The sequence below is a fragment of the Pontibacter sp. JAM-7 genome, assembly GCF_048548695.2.
GTDB lineage: Bacteria > Pseudomonadota > Gammaproteobacteria > Pseudomonadales > Balneatricaceae > Neptuniibacter.
The window spans coordinates 48,113-64,850 of sequence record NZ_JBLYIF020000005.1; the positions used below are offsets into that span (position 1 = coordinate 48,113).

Here is a 16,738-nt window from a genome sequence, read left to right on the forward strand (position 1 = left end):
GAGCGTCGAATGACGGATCTGAGTCCTCTCTCCAGCCTGGTGCCAATGGTCGTGGAGCAGAGTGCCCGTGGTGAACGAGCATATGATATTTATTCCCGTCTGCTTAAAGAACGAGTTATCTTTTTGATTGGCCCTGTCGAAGACCATATGGCTAATCTGGTCGTTGCGCAGCTCCTGTTCCTGGAAGCGGAAAACCCGGACAAGGATATTCATCTGTACATCAATTCCCCGGGTGGTTCTGTCACAGCAGGCCTGTCAATCTATGACACCATGCAGTTTATCAAACCTGATGTTTCTACCATGTGCCTCGGACAAGCGGCAAGTATGGGGGCATTTCTATTGGCCGGTGGTGCCAAGGGTAAACGTTTTGCTCTGCCTAACTCCCGCGTCATGATTCATCAGCCACTGGGTGGTTATCAGGGACAAGCTACCGATATTGAGATTCATACCAAGGAAATTCTCAGCATTCGTAATAAACTGAATACATTGCTGTCTGAGCATACAGGCCAGGATCTGGAAACTATTTCACGTGATACTGACCGTGATAACTTCATGGATCCATATGCTGCGAAAGAGTATGGTTTGATAGACGAAGTATTGGATAAGCGCAACGTAGATTAATACGTTCGCAAACATCGTACAGCGCAAACAGCTATACTCTGTAGATGCCAAATGTAAGAAATCTGTCGTGGCTGGGTATTCACAGTGCTGCAAAAAGCACATGTATGTGACCGGCCATAAGTGTAAGGGGGTCGAATGACCGACGAAATCAAAGGTAAAGGTGACAGTGGCAAACTGCTGTACTGTTCCTTCTGCGGCAAGAGTCAGGATGAAGTTCGTAAACTGATTGCCGGACCTTCTGTATTTATTTGTGACGAATGTGTCGATCTATGTAACGACATTATTCGTGAAGAGATTCAGGACGCTGAACCCAAAGAGCAGGGCGCGAAGCTGCCAACCCCGTCCGAGCTGAGTGCAGCACTGGAAGAATATGTTATCGGTCAGGATCGCGCGAAGAAAGTTCTGGCGGTAGCGGTATACAATCACTACAAGCGTTTACGTTTTCAGGAAGGCAGTAAAACTGAAGTAGAGCTGGGTAAAAGTAATATTCTGCTGATTGGCCCAACCGGTAGTGGTAAAACCCTATTGGCGCAGACCCTAGCCAGATTGCTGAATGTACCGTTTACTATTGCGGATGCTACCACCCTTACCGAAGCCGGCTATGTGGGTGAAGATGTAGAAAACATCATTCAGAAGTTACTACAGAAGTGCGACTACGATGTAGAGAAAGCGCAGCTGGGCATTGTCTACATTGATGAGATCGACAAGATCTCCCGTAAGTCGGACAACCCGTCGATTACCCGTGACGTATCTGGCGAAGGTGTTCAGCAAGCATTGCTGAAACTGATTGAAGGGACCGTGGCTTCTGTACCGCCGCAGGGTGGCCGCAAGCACCCTCAGCAGGAGTTCCTGCAGGTAGACACTAGCAATATTCTGTTTATCTGTGGTGGTGCGTTTGCTGGCCTTGAGCAGATCATCCGTGACCGTAATGAGAAGAGCTCTATCGGTTTTAGCGCGGTAGTGAAAAGTAAGGATGAACAGAAAAACATTTCTGACATCTTGCAGGACCTGGAAGCTGAGGACTTGGTCAAGTATGGCCTGATTCCGGAGTTTGTTGGTCGTCTGCCGATGATCGCGACGCTGTCTGAGCTGGATGAAGACGCGCTGGTTACTATTCTGACCGAACCGAAAAACAGTCTGACTAAGCAGTATGAAGCACTGTTTGATATGGAAGGCGTAGAAGTTAACTTTCGTGATGAAGCACTACGTGCGGTTGCCAAGCATGCGCTGGAGCGCAAAACGGGTGCCCGTGGCCTGCGTTCCATTATGGAAGCTACTTTGCTGGACATCATGTACGAGCTGCCATCGATGACCAATGTCAGTAAGGTTGTGGTTGATGAAGGTGTGGTCAACGGTGATAACGAACCGATTCTGATCTACGAAAATGCCGAGCAGCCGAAGGCCGCCGGTAAAGAGTAGATAAATCGCCAGTGAAAAAGGGCAGTCAAATGACTGCCCTTTTTTTGTTCCGCAGAAACTGGCCGGGATTAAAAAAGGCAGCCGTAGCTGCCTTTTTCGCGTAAGCGGTTGGCTTAGCGTTTCGCTAGCACCGGTTTCAGCTTCTGATCCATTTCGGTCAGGCATTGTTCGGTTGCTGCCCAATCGATGCAGGCATCGGTGACGGATACGCCATACTGGAGATCTGACAGGTTATCTGGGATCGACTGGTTGCCCCAGCCAAGGTTACTTTCAATCATCAGGCCAACAATAGACTTGTTACCTTCCAGAATTTGGTTGGCCACATTATCAGCAACCAGTGGCTGCAGGCCTGGATCTTTGTTTGAGTTAGCGTGGCTGCAGTCCACCATGATATTCGGAGCAAGACCTGCTTTGTCCAAAGCTTGCTCACACAGTGCGACATTGACCGAATCGTAGTTAGGCTTGCCGCCACCACCACGCAGGACAACGTGACCATAGCTATTGCCACGAGTGTGTACGATAGCGACCTGGCCTTCTGCATTAATACCCAGGAAACGGTGTGGAGCGCTGACCGATTTTAGCGCGTTTACAGCGACATCCAGGCTGCCGTCAGTGCCGTTTTTGAAACCGACAGCACAGGATAGGCCGGAGGACATTTCACGGTGGGTCTGGGACTCAGTGGTACGGGCGCCAATGGCTGACCAGGCTATCAGGTCTTGAATGTACTGCGGTGAGATCGGGTCCAGTGCTTCGGTTGCCAGTGGCAGGCCAAGTTCGGACAGGTCGATCAGCAGTTTGCGGGCAATATGTAGCCCTTCTTCAATCTCGAAGGAGTCATTCAGATGCGGATCGTTAATCAGACCTTTCCAGCCCACGGTGGTGCGGGGCTTTTCAAAATAGACACGCATTACCAGATACAGAGTATCTTTTACTTGCTCCTGAAGTGCCGCCAGCTTTTTGCCGTAGGCGATGGCTGCTTCTGTGTCATGGATAGAGCATGGACCCACCACAACGAGCAGGCGTGGATCTTTACGATCCAGAATGTCACGTACGACATCTCGGCCATTCATGACAGCCGAAGCTGCTGCTTCGCTAAGAGGCAATTCTGCTTTCAGGGTGTCCGGTGACATCAGGACAGTGGTGGATTCTATATTCAGGTCTTCAATGCGCGTATCGGTCATTATCTTGTCAATCCTGCTGTTAACACGTCCCTAGTATCAGGGAGACGCCTTTTGTACCACAATCATGCCGTGGTTATAAGCCTCAATCCTTAATCTGAGGTGAAACGGTTACATTGTCTGATCCGAGTCAGCTCCAGCACGTATCAAAAGTAGAGTATTTGCGGAATTACATAGCAATATTCAGGGAACTCGTCGCACCTGTCGGCGTGCTGAAGCGGGGAAACTGCTTTATGATTACGCCACAGGATGGCGAACTTGCGCCATAGTATCGGGTCAATCAACTATCCCGACCGGCAATAAGGAATCTTTGTGCATAAACGTTATTTTCAAGCGGGCTGGCAGCGTTACCTTGTTATCTTTCTGCTGGCATTATCTTTACCGGCGATGGCTGGTTTGTTCGATAATGGTGGTCTTGGTAATGATGGGCCGCTGCCGGTAGATAAGGCATATACCCTCAATTATGAACAGCAGGGCGATAAGTTGCTGCTGTATTGGGATATGCCGCAGGAGTATTACCTGTATCGCGATCGCATGGAATTTAACGGATTGCAGAACAGCGAAATTGTTTCTCGCACTAATGCCCCTGCAGAACTAAAAGAAGACCCCCTGTTTGGTCAAGTCTGGGTCTACCATAATCACGCTCAAGTCGAGTTACAGCTGCAAAGCACCACAGGCACACCCGCTGATGATGTCATTCAGGTGACCTATCAGGGGTGCTGGGAAGGCGGGATCTGCTATCCACCGGTAACGCGGGAAATAGTGCTCACGCAAATCCCGGTTGAGACTGCGCCAGTGGCCTCCGCCTCGCCTGAAAGCCTGACACCGCAAACGCCGGTGCCATCGGTTCCGGTAACGGTCAGCGAGCAGGATCAGTTTGCCGACATGCTGCGTAATGGCAACCTGTTGTTTACCCTCGGGGCGTTTTTTGTTGCTGGCCTGGCACTGTCTTTCACGCCTTGTGTCTTCCCGATGATCCCGATTTTGTCGAGCATTATTATTGGCCAGGGTAAACAGATTACCGGCCGCTGGGGCTTGGTACTGTCTCTGGTGTATGTGCTGGCTGTTGCTCTGACTTACACTCTGGCCGGTATTTTTGCCGGTATGTTTGGTGAGAATATCCAGGCATTATTTCAGAACCCCTGGATTATCAGTCTGTTCAGCCTGGTGTTTGTATTGCTGTCGCTGTCGATGTTCGGTTTCTATGATTTGCAACTACCGGCATCCTGGCAAACCCGTCTGAGTCGCCTGAGCAGTAGTCAGCAGGGTGGTACGCTAACCGGTGTGTTTGTCATGGGGCTATTGTCGGCATTGATTGTCGGGCCTTGTGTGGCGGCGCCGCTGGCAGGGGCATTGATCTACATTGGCCAAACCGCTGATCCGGTTTTAGGCGGAGCGGCCTTGTTTAGCATGAGCATGGGAATGGGGGCGCCTTTATTACTGATCGGTGCATCTGCTGGAAAATTGTTGCCCCATGCCGGACTGTGGATGGAAAAAGTTAAAGCCGGGTTTGGTGTTGCTCTGCTGGTACTGGCGATTTGGATGCTGGATCGGATCGTGCCCACGGCAGTCACCATGTGGCTGCTGGCGATTGTGTTGATTGTGACCTCAGTCTTTATGGGTTCTTTCCATCGGCTGGATAAACATGATCACAGCTTGCAGCATATTGCTAAGGGCGTGGGGCTGGTTATTTTTGTATACGGTGTGGCATTGATGTTGGGAGCATTATCTGGCGGCCGAAACCTGTTATACCCGTTGCAGGGAATTGCCAGTGTATCGGCACAGAGTACCTCTCAGCTTGCCATGCAAAAACTTTATACCCAGGCAGAACTTGATCAGGCTCTGGTGGCGGCCAAACAGGCGGGCCAGCCGGTGATGTTGGATTTTTATGCTGACTGGTGTGTTGCCTGCGTAGAACTGGATACTTTTACCTTTTCTGATCCCACAGTACAGCAGGCATTATCCGCTTATAAGCTGATCAAAGTGGATGTCACGGCGAATGATGCTGAAGCTAAAGCTCTGAGCAAAGCCTATCAAGTGATCGGTCCACCGGCACTGATCTTCTATGATGGTACTGGTAGCTTGCGGCCTGAACTGACAGTCGTCGGAGTGATGTCGCCGCAGGAGTTTACTCAACATATTGCCGTGCTGCGCTAACCAAGTTAGCCGGGAGGATCGTGATGAAACCCTTTACCAAGCTATTGTCCACTGGCGTCACTTTACTGGTGGTTATGGCACCGATGCCTACGCTGGCGGCGGATGCAGATAACGGGGCAGCGTTATATGAGTCGGTGGCAGTCGCCGCCACGATCAATGGTATTGCTTATACTGATGCCAACTGTGAAACCTGTCATTCTGCTGCGGTGTATCAGCGGGAGAATCGTTTAATAAAAAGCCTGCCATCATTAGTGGCGATGGTGGAACGCTGTAATAGCAATCTTGATGTTGGCTGGTTTCCAGATGAAGTGTCCGATGTGGCTGCTTATTTGAACCGTCAGTACTATCACTTTTAACCCTGATTGGCTGACACTTTATTGTGAGTTTGTACCGCTGGCACCGCTATGCCTCGCACCGTGGTGTATTGAACCTGCTGCTGTGCCTGACTTTAGTATTGTTACTGGCTGGTCTGTGGTTGCCCATGGTGACCATGACGCAGCTGGTCATTTTTGAAAATACCTTTTCAGTCATCTCTGGCATTACTGGCCTGTTGCAGCGGGGTAATGCTTTGCTGGGCCTGTTGTTGTTGCTGTTCAGTGTGTGTATACCCCTGATGAAAATGGGCCTGCTGTTTTGGCTGGTCAACAATCGCCGCATGGGGAGTGCACGACGTATGCGTTTGCTGCAGCTAATGCATGAGTACGGACGCTGGGCAATGCTCGATGTGATGGTAGTGGCAGTGCTGGTGGTGATGGTGAAGCTGGGCGCTTTTGCCAGTATTCAGGTACATCCGGGGTTGTACCTGTTTGCTGCTGCCGTGTTGCTGATAATGTTGCTTACGGGTTGGGTGGTTAAGTTGACCGAGCACATTAATGGGGCTGAAACTTGATCTGCGACAATGCGATGGTCAGGTCTGTCTGTCATGCTGTTCACTGAGGCAATATAACTATTTCGGAGTGCCTAGTGAGTAAGACCAGTGAGCTGATTTGGCAGGATCAGCAACACCAGCGCCTATTTCGCTTGATTGATGATATTAAAGCCGCCCATGTTGATAGCAGTGTATTCAACCGGTTGTATGATTATGCAGAGCATCACTTCTCTCTAGAAGAGGAGTATATGCGTCAGTTGGGTTACCCGGAATGTGATCAGCATACCGCCGCGCATAATAAATTTCGCGAAGAATTGATGAAGATGCAGCGCGAACATCACACTTACAATGAAGAGCTGTGCAAGCTGTTATCTGATTTTTTAACCGAGTGGCTGACGCGCCATATTTTTCGTATCGATAAAAAACTGGAGCAGTTTATTCTGTCGTCATCAGTAAAGTAGGACGGTGCAGCCTGGTTGGCTGCACCACTGACGCCGACTAGTGCAGCTTCATCTTGGGTCGTACGACCTTGCCAACTTTTTCAGCCAGAATCACCATTAATGCTTTTGCCCAGCCATGAATGGCGAGCTGATGCATGCGATACAGTGACAGGTAGACAAAACGGGCAATTCGTCCCTCAATAAACATACTGTTGCGGCTTAAATTGCCCATCAGGCTGCCCACAGTACTGTAGCGGCTCAGGTTGACCAATGAGCCATGGTCCTTGTACAGATACTCTTTTAACGGTTTGTTTTCAAAACCACGGCGGATATTGTCGAGTACCAGTGATGCCATTTGGTGCGCAGACTGTGCCCGTGGCGGCACCCAGGTTCCATCTGGCTGCAGGCAGGCACAGCAGTCGCCGATGACAAAGATGTTGTCATGCAGTGTGCTTTGCAGGCTCGATTTCACCATGATCTGGTTGACCCTGTTCAGCTCGAATTTGTACAGGTCTGCCAGAAAAGTCGGGGCTTTAACACCGGCGGCCCAGATCTGCATTTTGGCCGGAATCAGCTCATCATCAGCGGTAATAAAACCTTCCTTGCAGGAAGATTTGATCATGGTATTGGCACGCACCGTGACGCCAAGCTCTGCCAGCTCTTTTACCGCAGAACAGGAGATATTGTCCGGTAATGCCGGGAGGATGCGTGGGCCTGCCTCAATCAGTGTGATGCGTAATTGCGCCATGGTCATGCGCTTCATGCCATAGGCCTTTAGCATGTCTGTAACGTTATACAGTTCAGCGGACAGCTCTACGCCAGTTGCGCCACCACCAACAATGGCAATATCCAATACGCCGTTTTCCTGCTGGTTGACCCGCATAAAGTTATTAAACAGGGCCTCGCGGAAACGTTCTGCTTCGTTGGCGGTATCAAGGAAATAGCAGTTTTCCTGTACGCCGGGCGTGTTGAAGTCATTGCTAACACTGCCAATGGCCATGACCAAAGTGTCATAGGGCAATTTCCGCTCGGGCAATACCGGCTCACCACTGTCATCAAAGGTTTCTGCCAGGGTGATAGTCTGGTTATCGGTATCTAGGTCACAAAAGCAGCCTAATTGAAATTCGTAGTGATGTTTGGCCGCATGGGCGTTGTACACCACACCATCAATATTGGTGTCCAGAGAACCTGTTGCTACTTCATGCAGCAGAGGTTTCCAAATATGGAAGCGGCTTTTATCAACCAGAGTGATCGTGATCTGATCATCTTTGCGGTAACGGTGACCCAGTTGGGTGGCTAGTTCCAGGCCACCTGCGCCGCCGCCGACCACAACGATATGATGTGGTGTATTGTCCATGTGATTACCTCGTAGAATTATGGGACTGGCCACCCGTTAGGTGTTAGAAGGAAGGCAGTCCGATAATTCTGGGATCATATTTGGCAGGGTAAGACTATGGTTTCATTGTACCGTAAATAAAACCATAGTTAGACAGTTTTGCTCTAAAGAATGACGAATAAGGGCTATTTGTCGCACAGCCTAAAGTGGGTGCAGTATTACGATTTACTGGCTGAAAGCAGCACTTAGCAGCTTTTGTGTATAGGGCTGTTGTGGCGCATTGAATATCTGGTTTACGTCACCCTGCTCAACAACATCGCCCTGGTGCATCACCAGCACCCGATGGCTTAGGGCTTTCACCACGGCCAGGTCATGGCTGATAAATAGATAACTCAACTGATGGGTTTGTTGCAGGCGGCGTAGCAGCTCAATGATCTGTTTCTGTACAGTACGGTCAAGGGCCGAGGTGGGCTCATCCAGAACGATCAGTTCAGGTTGCAGTACCAGGGCTCGGGCAATGGCGATGCGCTGGCGTTGACCGCCGGAGAACTCATGGGGGTAACGGTTACGGCTCGTTGGATCGATACCGACTTCCGATAGGACATCGCAGATCATGCGGTCATGGTCTTGCTGCTGGGCGGGGTAGTGTATTTCCAAGCCTTCGGCGATGATCTCAGCGATCGACATGCGCGGGCTCAGGCTACCATAGGGGTCCTGAAACACAATCTGTATCTGTTTGCGCAGAGGTTTTACTTCGCGCTGGCTCAGGGCCGAGATGTCAGTGTTATCCAGCATAATGCGACCTTCACTGCGAATCAGCTTGAGGATCGCCAAAGCCAGCGTCGTTTTACCTGAGCCGGATTCGCCAACGATACCCAGAGTCTCGCCCTTGTGAAGATTGAGGTCGGCTTTATTCACAGCACGGACGTGATCAACAGTGCGTTGTAACAGGCCTTTTTTAATTGGGAACCAGATTTTTAAGGCTTCAGTTTGCAGAATCGGAGCGCCGTTTTCAGGCAATGGCGGTGCATGTCCGGTGGGTTCTGCATCCAGCAACTTCTGGGTGTAGGGGTGCTGTGGCGCAGCAAACAGTTGCTTGGTGGTTGCCGATTCTACTTGCTCACCCTGATACATCACGCAGACCTGATGCGCATAACGGCGCACAATATTCAGATCATGGGTAATGAGTAGAATTGCCATGCCCAGCTTCGATTGTAGATCCTGCAGCAACTGGAGTATCTGCTCTTGAATCGTGACATCCAGCGCGGTGGTGGGCTCGTCAGCAATCAGCAGCTCAGGGTCATTGGATAGTGCCATGGCGATCATAACGCGTTGACGCTGGCCGCCGGATAGCTCATGAGGGTAGCTACCTAAACGGCTAACCGGGTCAGTAATGCCCACCAGATCCAACAGTTCGATAATACGTTCCCGGGCGGCTTTGGCTTTCAGTCCCTGATGCAGAAACAGTACCTCGCCGACCTGTTTTTCCAGTGTATGTAATGGGTTAAGGGAGGTCATCGGCTCCTGAAAAATTACACTGATTTTGCTACCCCGAAGTTTGCGCATCTGCGGCTCTTCCAGAGGCAGCAATGATTGTCCCTGGAACATAACTTCGCCTCTGGGATGTCTGGCTTTGGGGTAGGGGAGAAGTTTCAGAATCGACATGGCCGTAACGGATTTACCAGAGCCTGATTCGCCAACCAGTGCCAGTGTTTCACCCTTGTTCAGGGTAAAACTGATCTGTTTGACCGCTTCAATAGGCGGCTGGTCACGCTGGATAAATTCAACGGCCAGATCGGTTACCTGAAGTAGAGGCTGGGTCATTGCACCTTCCTTGGGTCAAATGCATCACGCACGGCTTCGCCGATAAAGATCAACAGACTGAGCATCAGGGATAAAACAACAAAAGCCGAGATACCTAACCACGGGGCATGCAGGTTGGCTTTGCCCTGGGCCACCAGTTCACCTAGTGAGGGCGACCCCGGGGGCAGGCCGAAGCCCAGGAAATCCAGTGCGGTTAGGGTTACCAGAGAGCCATTAAAGATAAACGGCATAAAAGTCAGGGTGGCAACCATGGCATTTGGCAGGATATGCCTGAACATGATATTGCGGTTACCTAAACCCAGTGCCCGAGCTGCCCGCACATACTCAAGGTTGCGGCCACGCAGGAACTCAGCACGTACTACATCTACCAGATTCATCCAGGAAAACAGCAGCATAATGCCCAGTAGCCACCAGAAGTTTGGCTCTACTACGCTGGCGAGAATAATCAGTAGGAACAGTACCGGCAAGCCTGACCATATTTCGATAAAGCGTTGAAACAGTAAGTCGACCTTGCCACCGTAATAGCCCTGTACGGCACCGGCGACAATGCCAATCACTGAGCTGGCCAGTGTCAGTACCACGGCAAACAACACCGATATGCGAAAACCATAGATCACCCGAGCCATGACATCACGGCCCTGGTCATCAGTTCCTAGCAGATTTTCGCTGCTGGGTGGAGACGGTGCCGGTACCGGCAGGTCATAATTAATGGTGCTGTAGCTGAATGGAATTGGCGGCCACAGGATCCAGCCCTGGCCTCGGTCTTCAATCAGCTCCTGGATATAGGGGGCTTTATAATCGGCAGGGCTTTCAAAGTCTCCGCCAAAAGTAAGTTCGGTGTAATCCGTCACCACTGGGAAGTAGAAATTGTTTGCAAATTTCACCATCAGCGGCCGGTCATTGGCCAGCAATTCGGCAAACAGTGAGAGCAGGAACAAGGCAAGGAATATCCATAGTGACCAGTATCCGCGACGGTTATGACGGAAGTTGGCGACACGGCGTTGATTCAGCGGGCTGAGAGACATTGCCATGCTCAATGCTCCCGGCTTTCAAAGTCGATCCTGGGATCGACCAGAACATAGGTAATGTCACTGATCAGTTTCAGCAATAAGCCGATCAGGGTAAAGATGTACAGGGTGCCAAAGATTACCGGGTAGTCGCGGTTAATCACTGCCTCGTAACCCAGTAGCCCGATTCCGTCCAGGGAGAAGATGACTTCAATCAGCATAGAGCCGGTGAAAAAAATCGAGATCAGGGCTGCGGGCATGCCGGCAATGATAATAAGCATGGCGTTGCGGAATACATGGCCATAGAGTACCTGGTTTTCGGATAAACCCTTGGCGCGGGCGGTAAGCACGTATTGCTTGTTAATCTCATCAAGGAACGAATTTTTCGTCAGCATGGTGAGCGCTGCGAAACTGCCGATGACGGAGGCCAGTACCGGCAGCGTAATATGCCAGAAGTAATCCACTACCTTGCCCCAGAGTGAGAGTTGGTCAAAATCGGGCGATGTCAGGCCACGCAATGGGAACCAATCCAGCCAAGTGCCACCGGCAAAGACCACGATTAACAGGATGGCAAACAGGAAGTTGGGGATAGCGTAGCCGACAATAATTGCCGAGCTGGTCCAGATATCAAACGGGGTGCCGTCTCTGACAGCCTTACGGATGCCCAATGGAATTGAAATCATATAGGTGATTAGCGTGGTCCACAGCCCCAGCGTAATGGATACCGGGATCTTTTCGATAATCAAATCCACCACGGATTTATCATTGAACAGGCTGTTACCGAAATCAAACCGGGCATAATTTTTGAGCATCTCCCAAAAGCGTTCGTGCGCTGGTTTGTCGAAGCCGTACAGGGCTTCAATTTCTTTCACCAGGGTTGGATCAAGTCCGCGTGCGCCGCGATAATTTCCTTCGCTATTGGTGTTGCTTGGTCCCTGGCTCGTTAGGTCGGTTTGCGCTCCGCTGATGCGTGCAGTGGCACCAACATCAAGTCCTTCCAGTTGGGCGATTGCCTGCTCCACGGGGCCACCAGGTGCTGCCTGAACAATGATGAAATTGATGGTCAGGATGCCCAGCAAGGTTGGGATAATCAGCAGTAACCGGCGCAGGATATAGGCGGTCATGGCTGGCGGTTGTCTCCCGTTGCCGGAGCCGCCCACCAGGTATCAAAACCCAGATTGTAATCCGGACGTACCTCAGGCATCTGAATAAATTTACGCACAGCAATACGATAGCTATTGATGTGATACTGCGGCACCACGTAGTGATTCCATTGCAGCACACGATCCAGTGCCCGGACGCGAAGTACTAACTGCTTGCGGTCAGGTGCGGTAATGATTTGTTCAACCAGGTAATCAACGGCGGGGTTTTTGATGCCGATAATGTTGCGGCTGCCGGGTTCATTTGCCAGCGACGAATGCCAGAAGTCACGTTGTTCGTTGCCGGGGGAGTTGGACTGGCCGAAGCTGCTGACAATTACATCGAAGTCGAAACTGCGTAGTCGGTTGATATATTGCGACACATCAATGATACGGATACTGGCCTGGATGCCGAGTCGTTCCAGGTTGCGAATAAAGGGTGCGACCACGCGTTCAAAGGCTGGTTGTACTAATAACATTTCAAAAATGAAAGGTTGCTGGGTTTCGGTGTTGACCAGCTTACCATCTTGGAACTCCCATCCCGCTTCTTGCAGCAGGCGCTTGGCGGTACGTAGTTCTTTGTAAATGCGGCCGCTGCCATCGGTTTCCGGTGCCCGGTATATCTTGGTAAACACCTCTGGTGGTACTTGATCACGCACAGGCTCCAGAATCTTCAATTCCTCGGGCGTTGGCAGTGCGGAGGCAGCCATTTCTGAATTTGAAAAATAACTGTGGGTGCGGGTATAGGCGTTGTGGAAGATATTTTTGTTGGTCCACTCGAAATCGAACGCCATGGTCAACGCTTCACGTACCCGGGCATCTTGAAACTGCGCTCGGCGCAGGTTCAGGATAAAAGCCTGCATCCCCGTGGGATTTTTGTGCGTCAGCTGGTGGGTAATAATATCGCCGCTGTCGAATGCCTGACCGTTGTATTCAGTGGCCCAACGCTTGGCACTGTTTTCCTGGCGGAAATCGTATTCGCCTGCCTTGAATGCTTCCATGGCTACGGTGCCATCCCGGTAATAGTCGTATACCAGGCTGTCGAAATTGTAGCGACCTAGGTTTACGGCGAGGTCTTTGCCCCAGTAATCAGGGTTACGTTGCAAGGTGACGCTGCGACCGGCATCAAAACTGGCCAGAGTGTATGGGCCGGATCCCACCGGGATGTCCAGGCTGGGTTTGGTGAAATCTCGATCCTGCCAGTAGTGTTTGGGCAGAATACCGACCTCACCAACAATCAGCGGCAGCTCTCGGTTAAGGTTGTGTTTAAAAGTGAATTTAACCCGTAGAGGTGACAATGCTTCTATTTGCTCGATATCCGCATAGTAGGCGCGGAAGAATGGTGCGCCCTGTTCGCGTAATAGCGTGAAGGTATATACCACGTCCGCTGCGGTTACGGGTTGACCATCAGAAAACTTAGCGCTGGGATTAAGGTTAAAAATAATCCAGCTGCGATCGTCTGGTACCTCAAGGGACTCCGCTAATAAACCGTAAAGAGAGAAAGGCTCATCCTGGGCACGGGTTAACAGGCTGTCATAGATAAGACCGATATCATCCGCTGGCGTACCTTTGATGATAAAGGGATTAAAGCTGTCAAAGGTGCCTATGGATGACTGCACCACCTTGCCACCTTTGGGCGCATCAGGATTCGTGTAATCAAAGTGACTAAAACCTGCGGCATACTTCAGGTCGCCATGCATGGCAATGCCATGTTGGGTCGCTGCCGTTGCTTGCCACGCTATGGCACTGCATAGGATCAGACAGAGCACCTGCAAAGCACGAAATACATTGTGTGAAGACTGAAGGCAGTGTTTTACCAGTTGCATCGCGCGAAATTCCTTATCGTCGAGATTTCAGCGAAAACTCATTTATATCAGGCAGCGGGTTTTGTCGCCAGCCCATGTGAATAGACTAAACAGACAGCAGGTTACTGTTTTTGTTCAAATTCTGCGGCAAGTTGGGTGAGCATTTCAGCCACTTGTCGGCGTTTAATCTTCTGCTGGCGCAGTTGGTGGTAGTGCTGTTGCAGGAATTGCTGCTTGTCAGTATTACCCTCTGCCAGACCGTTGATCAGATCCTGATCCATCCATTGCTGTATACGGTGGAATAGGAACCACTTGAAGGCGATTGCTAACACCACAGAGACAGCAATGATAAAGATACTCAGGGCATCCATAGGGTAATACTCAAAAGTTAGCGTGCTTTACGCACATCAATATATAGGGTCAATTGCTGTCCAGGCTGGAGGTATTTGGACTGGTCTAGGTTGTTCCAGCGTTTGATATCGGTTACGGCTACGTTATACCGTCCGGCAATTTTGTGTAATGAGTCACCCGAGCGTACACGGTAGCCGATTTTTCGGTTTTTGGCGCGAATATCATCACTGCGACTGCTGCCGTTGCTGGCTAGGATAAGCAGCTTTTTGCCCGGTTTTAGAGTATCGCCGGGAGCCATATTGTTCCAGCGGGCCAGCGCTTTCAGGTTGACCTTGTAGCTACGGGCGATCTGCCACAGGCTGTCACCCGGTTTGACTGTATGGTAACGGCTTGAAGCAGCTTTGCTCTTGACCCGGTTTTGTTGGCGCTGGTGACGCTGTACTTCGCTGAGTACGTAACTGTCAGCCTGTTGGCTGGCGGTGGGAATCAGTAAGGTCTTGCCTGCACGTATGCGATTGCTGCTTAGCTGGTTACTGGTTTTGAGCAATGTCACTGTGGTGTTAAAACGTTTTGCGATGCTGATCAGCGAGTCGCCGGAGCGGATAGTATAGCGCTGCCATTGCATGCGCTTTTCCGGTGGCGTCTGTGCCAGTGCGGCTTTCAGTTGTGCTGCTTTATCAGTCGGCACCAGTAAGCGGTGAGGCCCCGCCGGGTCGGTTGCCCAGCGGTTGAAACCAGGATTCAACAGGTACAGTGCTTCTACATCAAGGTCGATCAATTTCGCTGCCCAGGCAAGATCAACCTGGCTTTGCGTATCGACGACAGAGAAAAACGCTTCATCCGGCAGGGAGGGCAGGTTCAGACCATACTGGTCATGATTGCGCAGTAGCTCGGTAACCGCCAGTAACTTGGGTACATACCGTTCTGTCTCGTTTGGTAGTTGCAGTGACCAGAAGTCAGTGGGCAGGCCTTGCTTGGTATTCTTACGAATTGCTTTAGATACATTACCGCCGCCAGCATTATATGCCGCTAACGCCAGTAACCAATCGCCATCAAACCGCTTGGCTAACTGTTCAAGATAGGTTAGGGCAGCATCGGTGGATTCAAGAATGTCGCGGCGAGCGTCATACCACCAAGTTTGTTTCAAGCCGAAGTGTTGGGCCGTAGACGGAATGAACTGCCAGGCACCTGCAGCGCGACCATGAGAGTATGCAAACGGGTCATAGGCACTTTCGACAATCGGCAGTAACGCCAGCTCGACCGGCAGGCCGCGCTGCTGTACCTGCTGCAGAATATGATGGTAATAGGGGGCTGCCCGTTTAAGGGTGCGCTCCATGTAGTGGGGGTGCTTGCTATACCATTTAAGCTGCGCTTTAACCCGCGGTTGATCCAGCGATGGTGCCAGGCTGAAGCCGGCTCGAGTCTGTTGCCAGAGGTCGGTAACGGCCTCTGGCTCGTGGGCTGTAGGCCGTATTGATTCTTTCTCAGGCGAGACCTGTGTGACCACCTTTTGCGCGGGCCGCTCAGCTATATTAGAAGACTGGGAGGACACTTCATCTGCTGTTGAGCGCTGAGTGTGTTCTGATAGGGTCTGGCAACCGCTTAGTACCAGAGTGCTAACCACAAGGGCTGCAATGCGCGATGAAATTAAAGGCATGGGCTCGCTGTATTTATAAAAATTATCCGGTCATTCTAACAGTGAGGCACATGCGGTCAACTGACTAGAATCAGAACTGATTCTTCCACTCACGGATGGCCGCAAAGACTTCCACCTGGGACAGTCCTGTTTGGCCAGTGAACTGCTCAGCGGCTTTAATTACATCGGTTTCAGCGGTACGCATAAACGGATTAATCTGTTGCTCTGTAATGACGTGAGAAGGTAGCGTCGGCTGATCCTGCTGGCGTAATTCATCGCAATGCTCGGTAATGGTATGAATGGCGTTATTATTTGGTTCGACCGCGGTCGCAAATTTCAGGTTGGCCATAGAGTATTCGTGGGTGCAGTAGACTTCTGTTTGCTCAGGAAGATGCTGGAAATAGTTCATGGCTGTCAGCATCTGTTCAGGTGTGCCTTCAAACAGGCGGCCACACCCGGCAAGGAATAAGGTGTCGCCACAGAATAACTGGGGTACAGCACCGGGTTTGAAATAGCAGATATGATCCAGCGTATGACCGGGTGTGGCTTTGATTTGCAACGCATGACCAAATAGAGAAATGTGATCACCATCTCTCAGGGGTTGATTGATGCCTTTAAAAGGTGAGTTATCAGGGCCATACACCGGCACGATGCGGGTGTCGGTCAGGCTGCTTACACCGCCAGTATGATCCGGATGGTGATGCGTGATGAGTATGGCGGTGAGCTGCAGATTATGCGCTCTCAGGTAGGCTTCAACCGGTGCGGCATCACCGGGATCGACCACGGCAACCTGATTACTCTCCGGCGAGTGAATCAACCAGATATAATTATCCTGAAAAGCTGGAATAGGGGTGACCTGATACATGATTAACCTCAACGATCTACTCTGGTCTTCAAAAAACTTAGCGGTTAGGATGCATCATACACTGACATAGGCTTTTTGTGATGCCACGCACA

The 16,738-nt window shown here is 50.9% G+C and carries 15 protein-coding genes; 6 read left to right on the forward strand and 9 right to left on the reverse strand.

All coding sequences use genetic code 11. The features are described 5' to 3' along the window. Positions 1 to 9: 9 nt before the first annotated feature. Together clpP and clpX are read left to right on the forward strand one after the other, a co-directional pair. A complete protein-coding gene (gene clpP / locus ACFVYJ_RS08060; protein WP_419415191.1) occupies positions 10 to 621 on the forward strand; it encodes an ATP-dependent Clp endopeptidase proteolytic subunit ClpP in 612 nt (203 codons plus the stop codon). 135 nt (positions 622 to 756) lie between these two features. Then, positions 757 to 2,040, forward strand: a complete 1,284-nt coding sequence (gene clpX / locus ACFVYJ_RS08065; RefSeq protein ID WP_419415190.1) for an ATP-dependent Clp protease ATP-binding subunit ClpX — start codon at positions 757 to 759, stop codon at positions 2,038 to 2,040. 113 nt (positions 2,041 to 2,153) lie between these two features. Here clpX and ACFVYJ_RS08070 read toward each other — a convergent pair whose 3' ends face one another. Continuing rightward, the gene (locus ACFVYJ_RS08070) at positions 2,154 to 3,221 is read right to left on the reverse strand and encodes a 3-deoxy-7-phosphoheptulonate synthase (RefSeq protein ID WP_419415189.1); all 1,068 of its coding nucleotides are present in this window, start codon (positions 3,219 to 3,221) and stop codon (positions 2,154 to 2,156) included. A 309-nt stretch (positions 3,222 to 3,530) separates the two neighbouring features. Here ACFVYJ_RS08070 and dsbD point away from each other — a divergent pair, with 309 nt between their 5' ends. The 4 genes from dsbD to ACFVYJ_RS08090 all read left to right on the forward strand — a co-directional run bounded on the left by dsbD (position 3,531) and on the right by ACFVYJ_RS08090 (position 6,704). After that, the gene (gene dsbD, locus ACFVYJ_RS08075; RefSeq protein ID WP_419415188.1) at positions 3,531 to 5,375 is read left to right on the forward strand and encodes a protein-disulfide reductase DsbD; all 1,845 of its coding nucleotides are present in this window, start codon (positions 3,531 to 3,533) and stop codon (positions 5,373 to 5,375) included. Between the two features lie 23 nt (positions 5,376 to 5,398). Further along, positions 5,399 to 5,731 carry a cytochrome c family protein gene (locus tag ACFVYJ_RS08080; protein ID WP_419415187.1) on the forward strand — a complete coding sequence of 111 codons (333 nt, stop codon included), beginning with the start codon at positions 5,399 to 5,401 and terminating at the stop codon, positions 5,729 to 5,731. A gap of 23 nt (positions 5,732 to 5,754) precedes the next feature. Next, the gene (locus tag ACFVYJ_RS08085) at positions 5,755 to 6,264 is read left to right on the forward strand and encodes a paraquat-inducible protein A (protein WP_419415186.1); all 510 of its coding nucleotides are present in this window, start codon (positions 5,755 to 5,757) and stop codon (positions 6,262 to 6,264) included. Between the two features lie 74 nt (positions 6,265 to 6,338). Further along, positions 6,339 to 6,704 (forward strand): hemerythrin family protein, encoded by a 366-nt coding sequence (locus ACFVYJ_RS08090; protein WP_419415185.1) that lies wholly within the window; start codon positions 6,339 to 6,341, stop codon positions 6,702 to 6,704. 37 nt (positions 6,705 to 6,741) lie between these two features. Here the strand turns inward: ACFVYJ_RS08090 and ACFVYJ_RS08095 are convergent, their stop codons facing one another. The 8 genes from ACFVYJ_RS08095 to gloB all read right to left on the reverse strand — a co-directional run bounded on the left by ACFVYJ_RS08095 (position 6,742) and on the right by gloB (position 16,646). Then, positions 6,742 to 8,040, reverse strand: a complete 1,299-nt coding sequence (locus tag ACFVYJ_RS08095; protein WP_419415184.1) for an NAD(P)/FAD-dependent oxidoreductase — start codon at positions 8,038 to 8,040, stop codon at positions 6,742 to 6,744. 204 nt (positions 8,041 to 8,244) lie between these two features. Beyond that, positions 8,245 to 9,843: an ABC transporter ATP-binding protein gene (locus ACFVYJ_RS08100; protein WP_419415183.1), complete on the reverse strand. Its 1,599-nt coding sequence runs from the start codon at positions 9,841 to 9,843 to the stop codon at positions 8,245 to 8,247. Continuing rightward, the gene (locus ACFVYJ_RS08105; RefSeq protein WP_463255139.1) at positions 9,840 to 10,874 is read right to left on the reverse strand and encodes an ABC transporter permease; all 1,035 of its coding nucleotides are present in this window, start codon (positions 10,872 to 10,874) and stop codon (positions 9,840 to 9,842) included. Before ACFVYJ_RS08105 ends, ACFVYJ_RS08100 begins: the two co-directional genes overlap by 4 nt. 2 nt (positions 10,875 to 10,876) lie before the next feature. Further along, the gene (locus tag ACFVYJ_RS08110) at positions 10,877 to 11,974 is read right to left on the reverse strand and encodes a microcin C ABC transporter permease YejB (RefSeq protein ID WP_419415182.1); all 1,098 of its coding nucleotides are present in this window, start codon (positions 11,972 to 11,974) and stop codon (positions 10,877 to 10,879) included. Continuing rightward, positions 11,971 to 13,815 carry an extracellular solute-binding protein gene (locus tag ACFVYJ_RS08115; RefSeq protein ID WP_419415181.1) on the reverse strand — a complete coding sequence of 615 codons (1,845 nt, stop codon included), beginning with the start codon at positions 13,813 to 13,815 and terminating at the stop codon, positions 11,971 to 11,973. Before ACFVYJ_RS08115 ends, ACFVYJ_RS08110 begins: the two co-directional genes overlap by 4 nt. Positions 13,816 to 13,916: 101 nt before the next feature. Continuing rightward, on the reverse strand, positions 13,917 to 14,165 hold the full coding sequence (locus tag ACFVYJ_RS08120) for a hypothetical protein (RefSeq protein ID WP_419415180.1): 249 nt from the start codon (positions 14,163 to 14,165) through the stop codon (positions 13,917 to 13,919). A gap of 17 nt (positions 14,166 to 14,182) precedes the next feature. Beyond that, complete coding sequence (locus ACFVYJ_RS08125) at positions 14,183 to 15,802, reverse strand: LysM peptidoglycan-binding domain-containing protein (RefSeq protein ID WP_419415179.1); 1,620 nt, start codon at positions 15,800 to 15,802, stop codon at positions 14,183 to 14,185. Between the two features lie 70 nt (positions 15,803 to 15,872). After that, on the reverse strand, positions 15,873 to 16,646 hold the full coding sequence (gene gloB / locus ACFVYJ_RS08130) for a hydroxyacylglutathione hydrolase (RefSeq protein ID WP_419415178.1): 774 nt from the start codon (positions 16,644 to 16,646) through the stop codon (positions 15,873 to 15,875). Positions 16,647 to 16,738 lie beyond the last annotated feature (92 nt).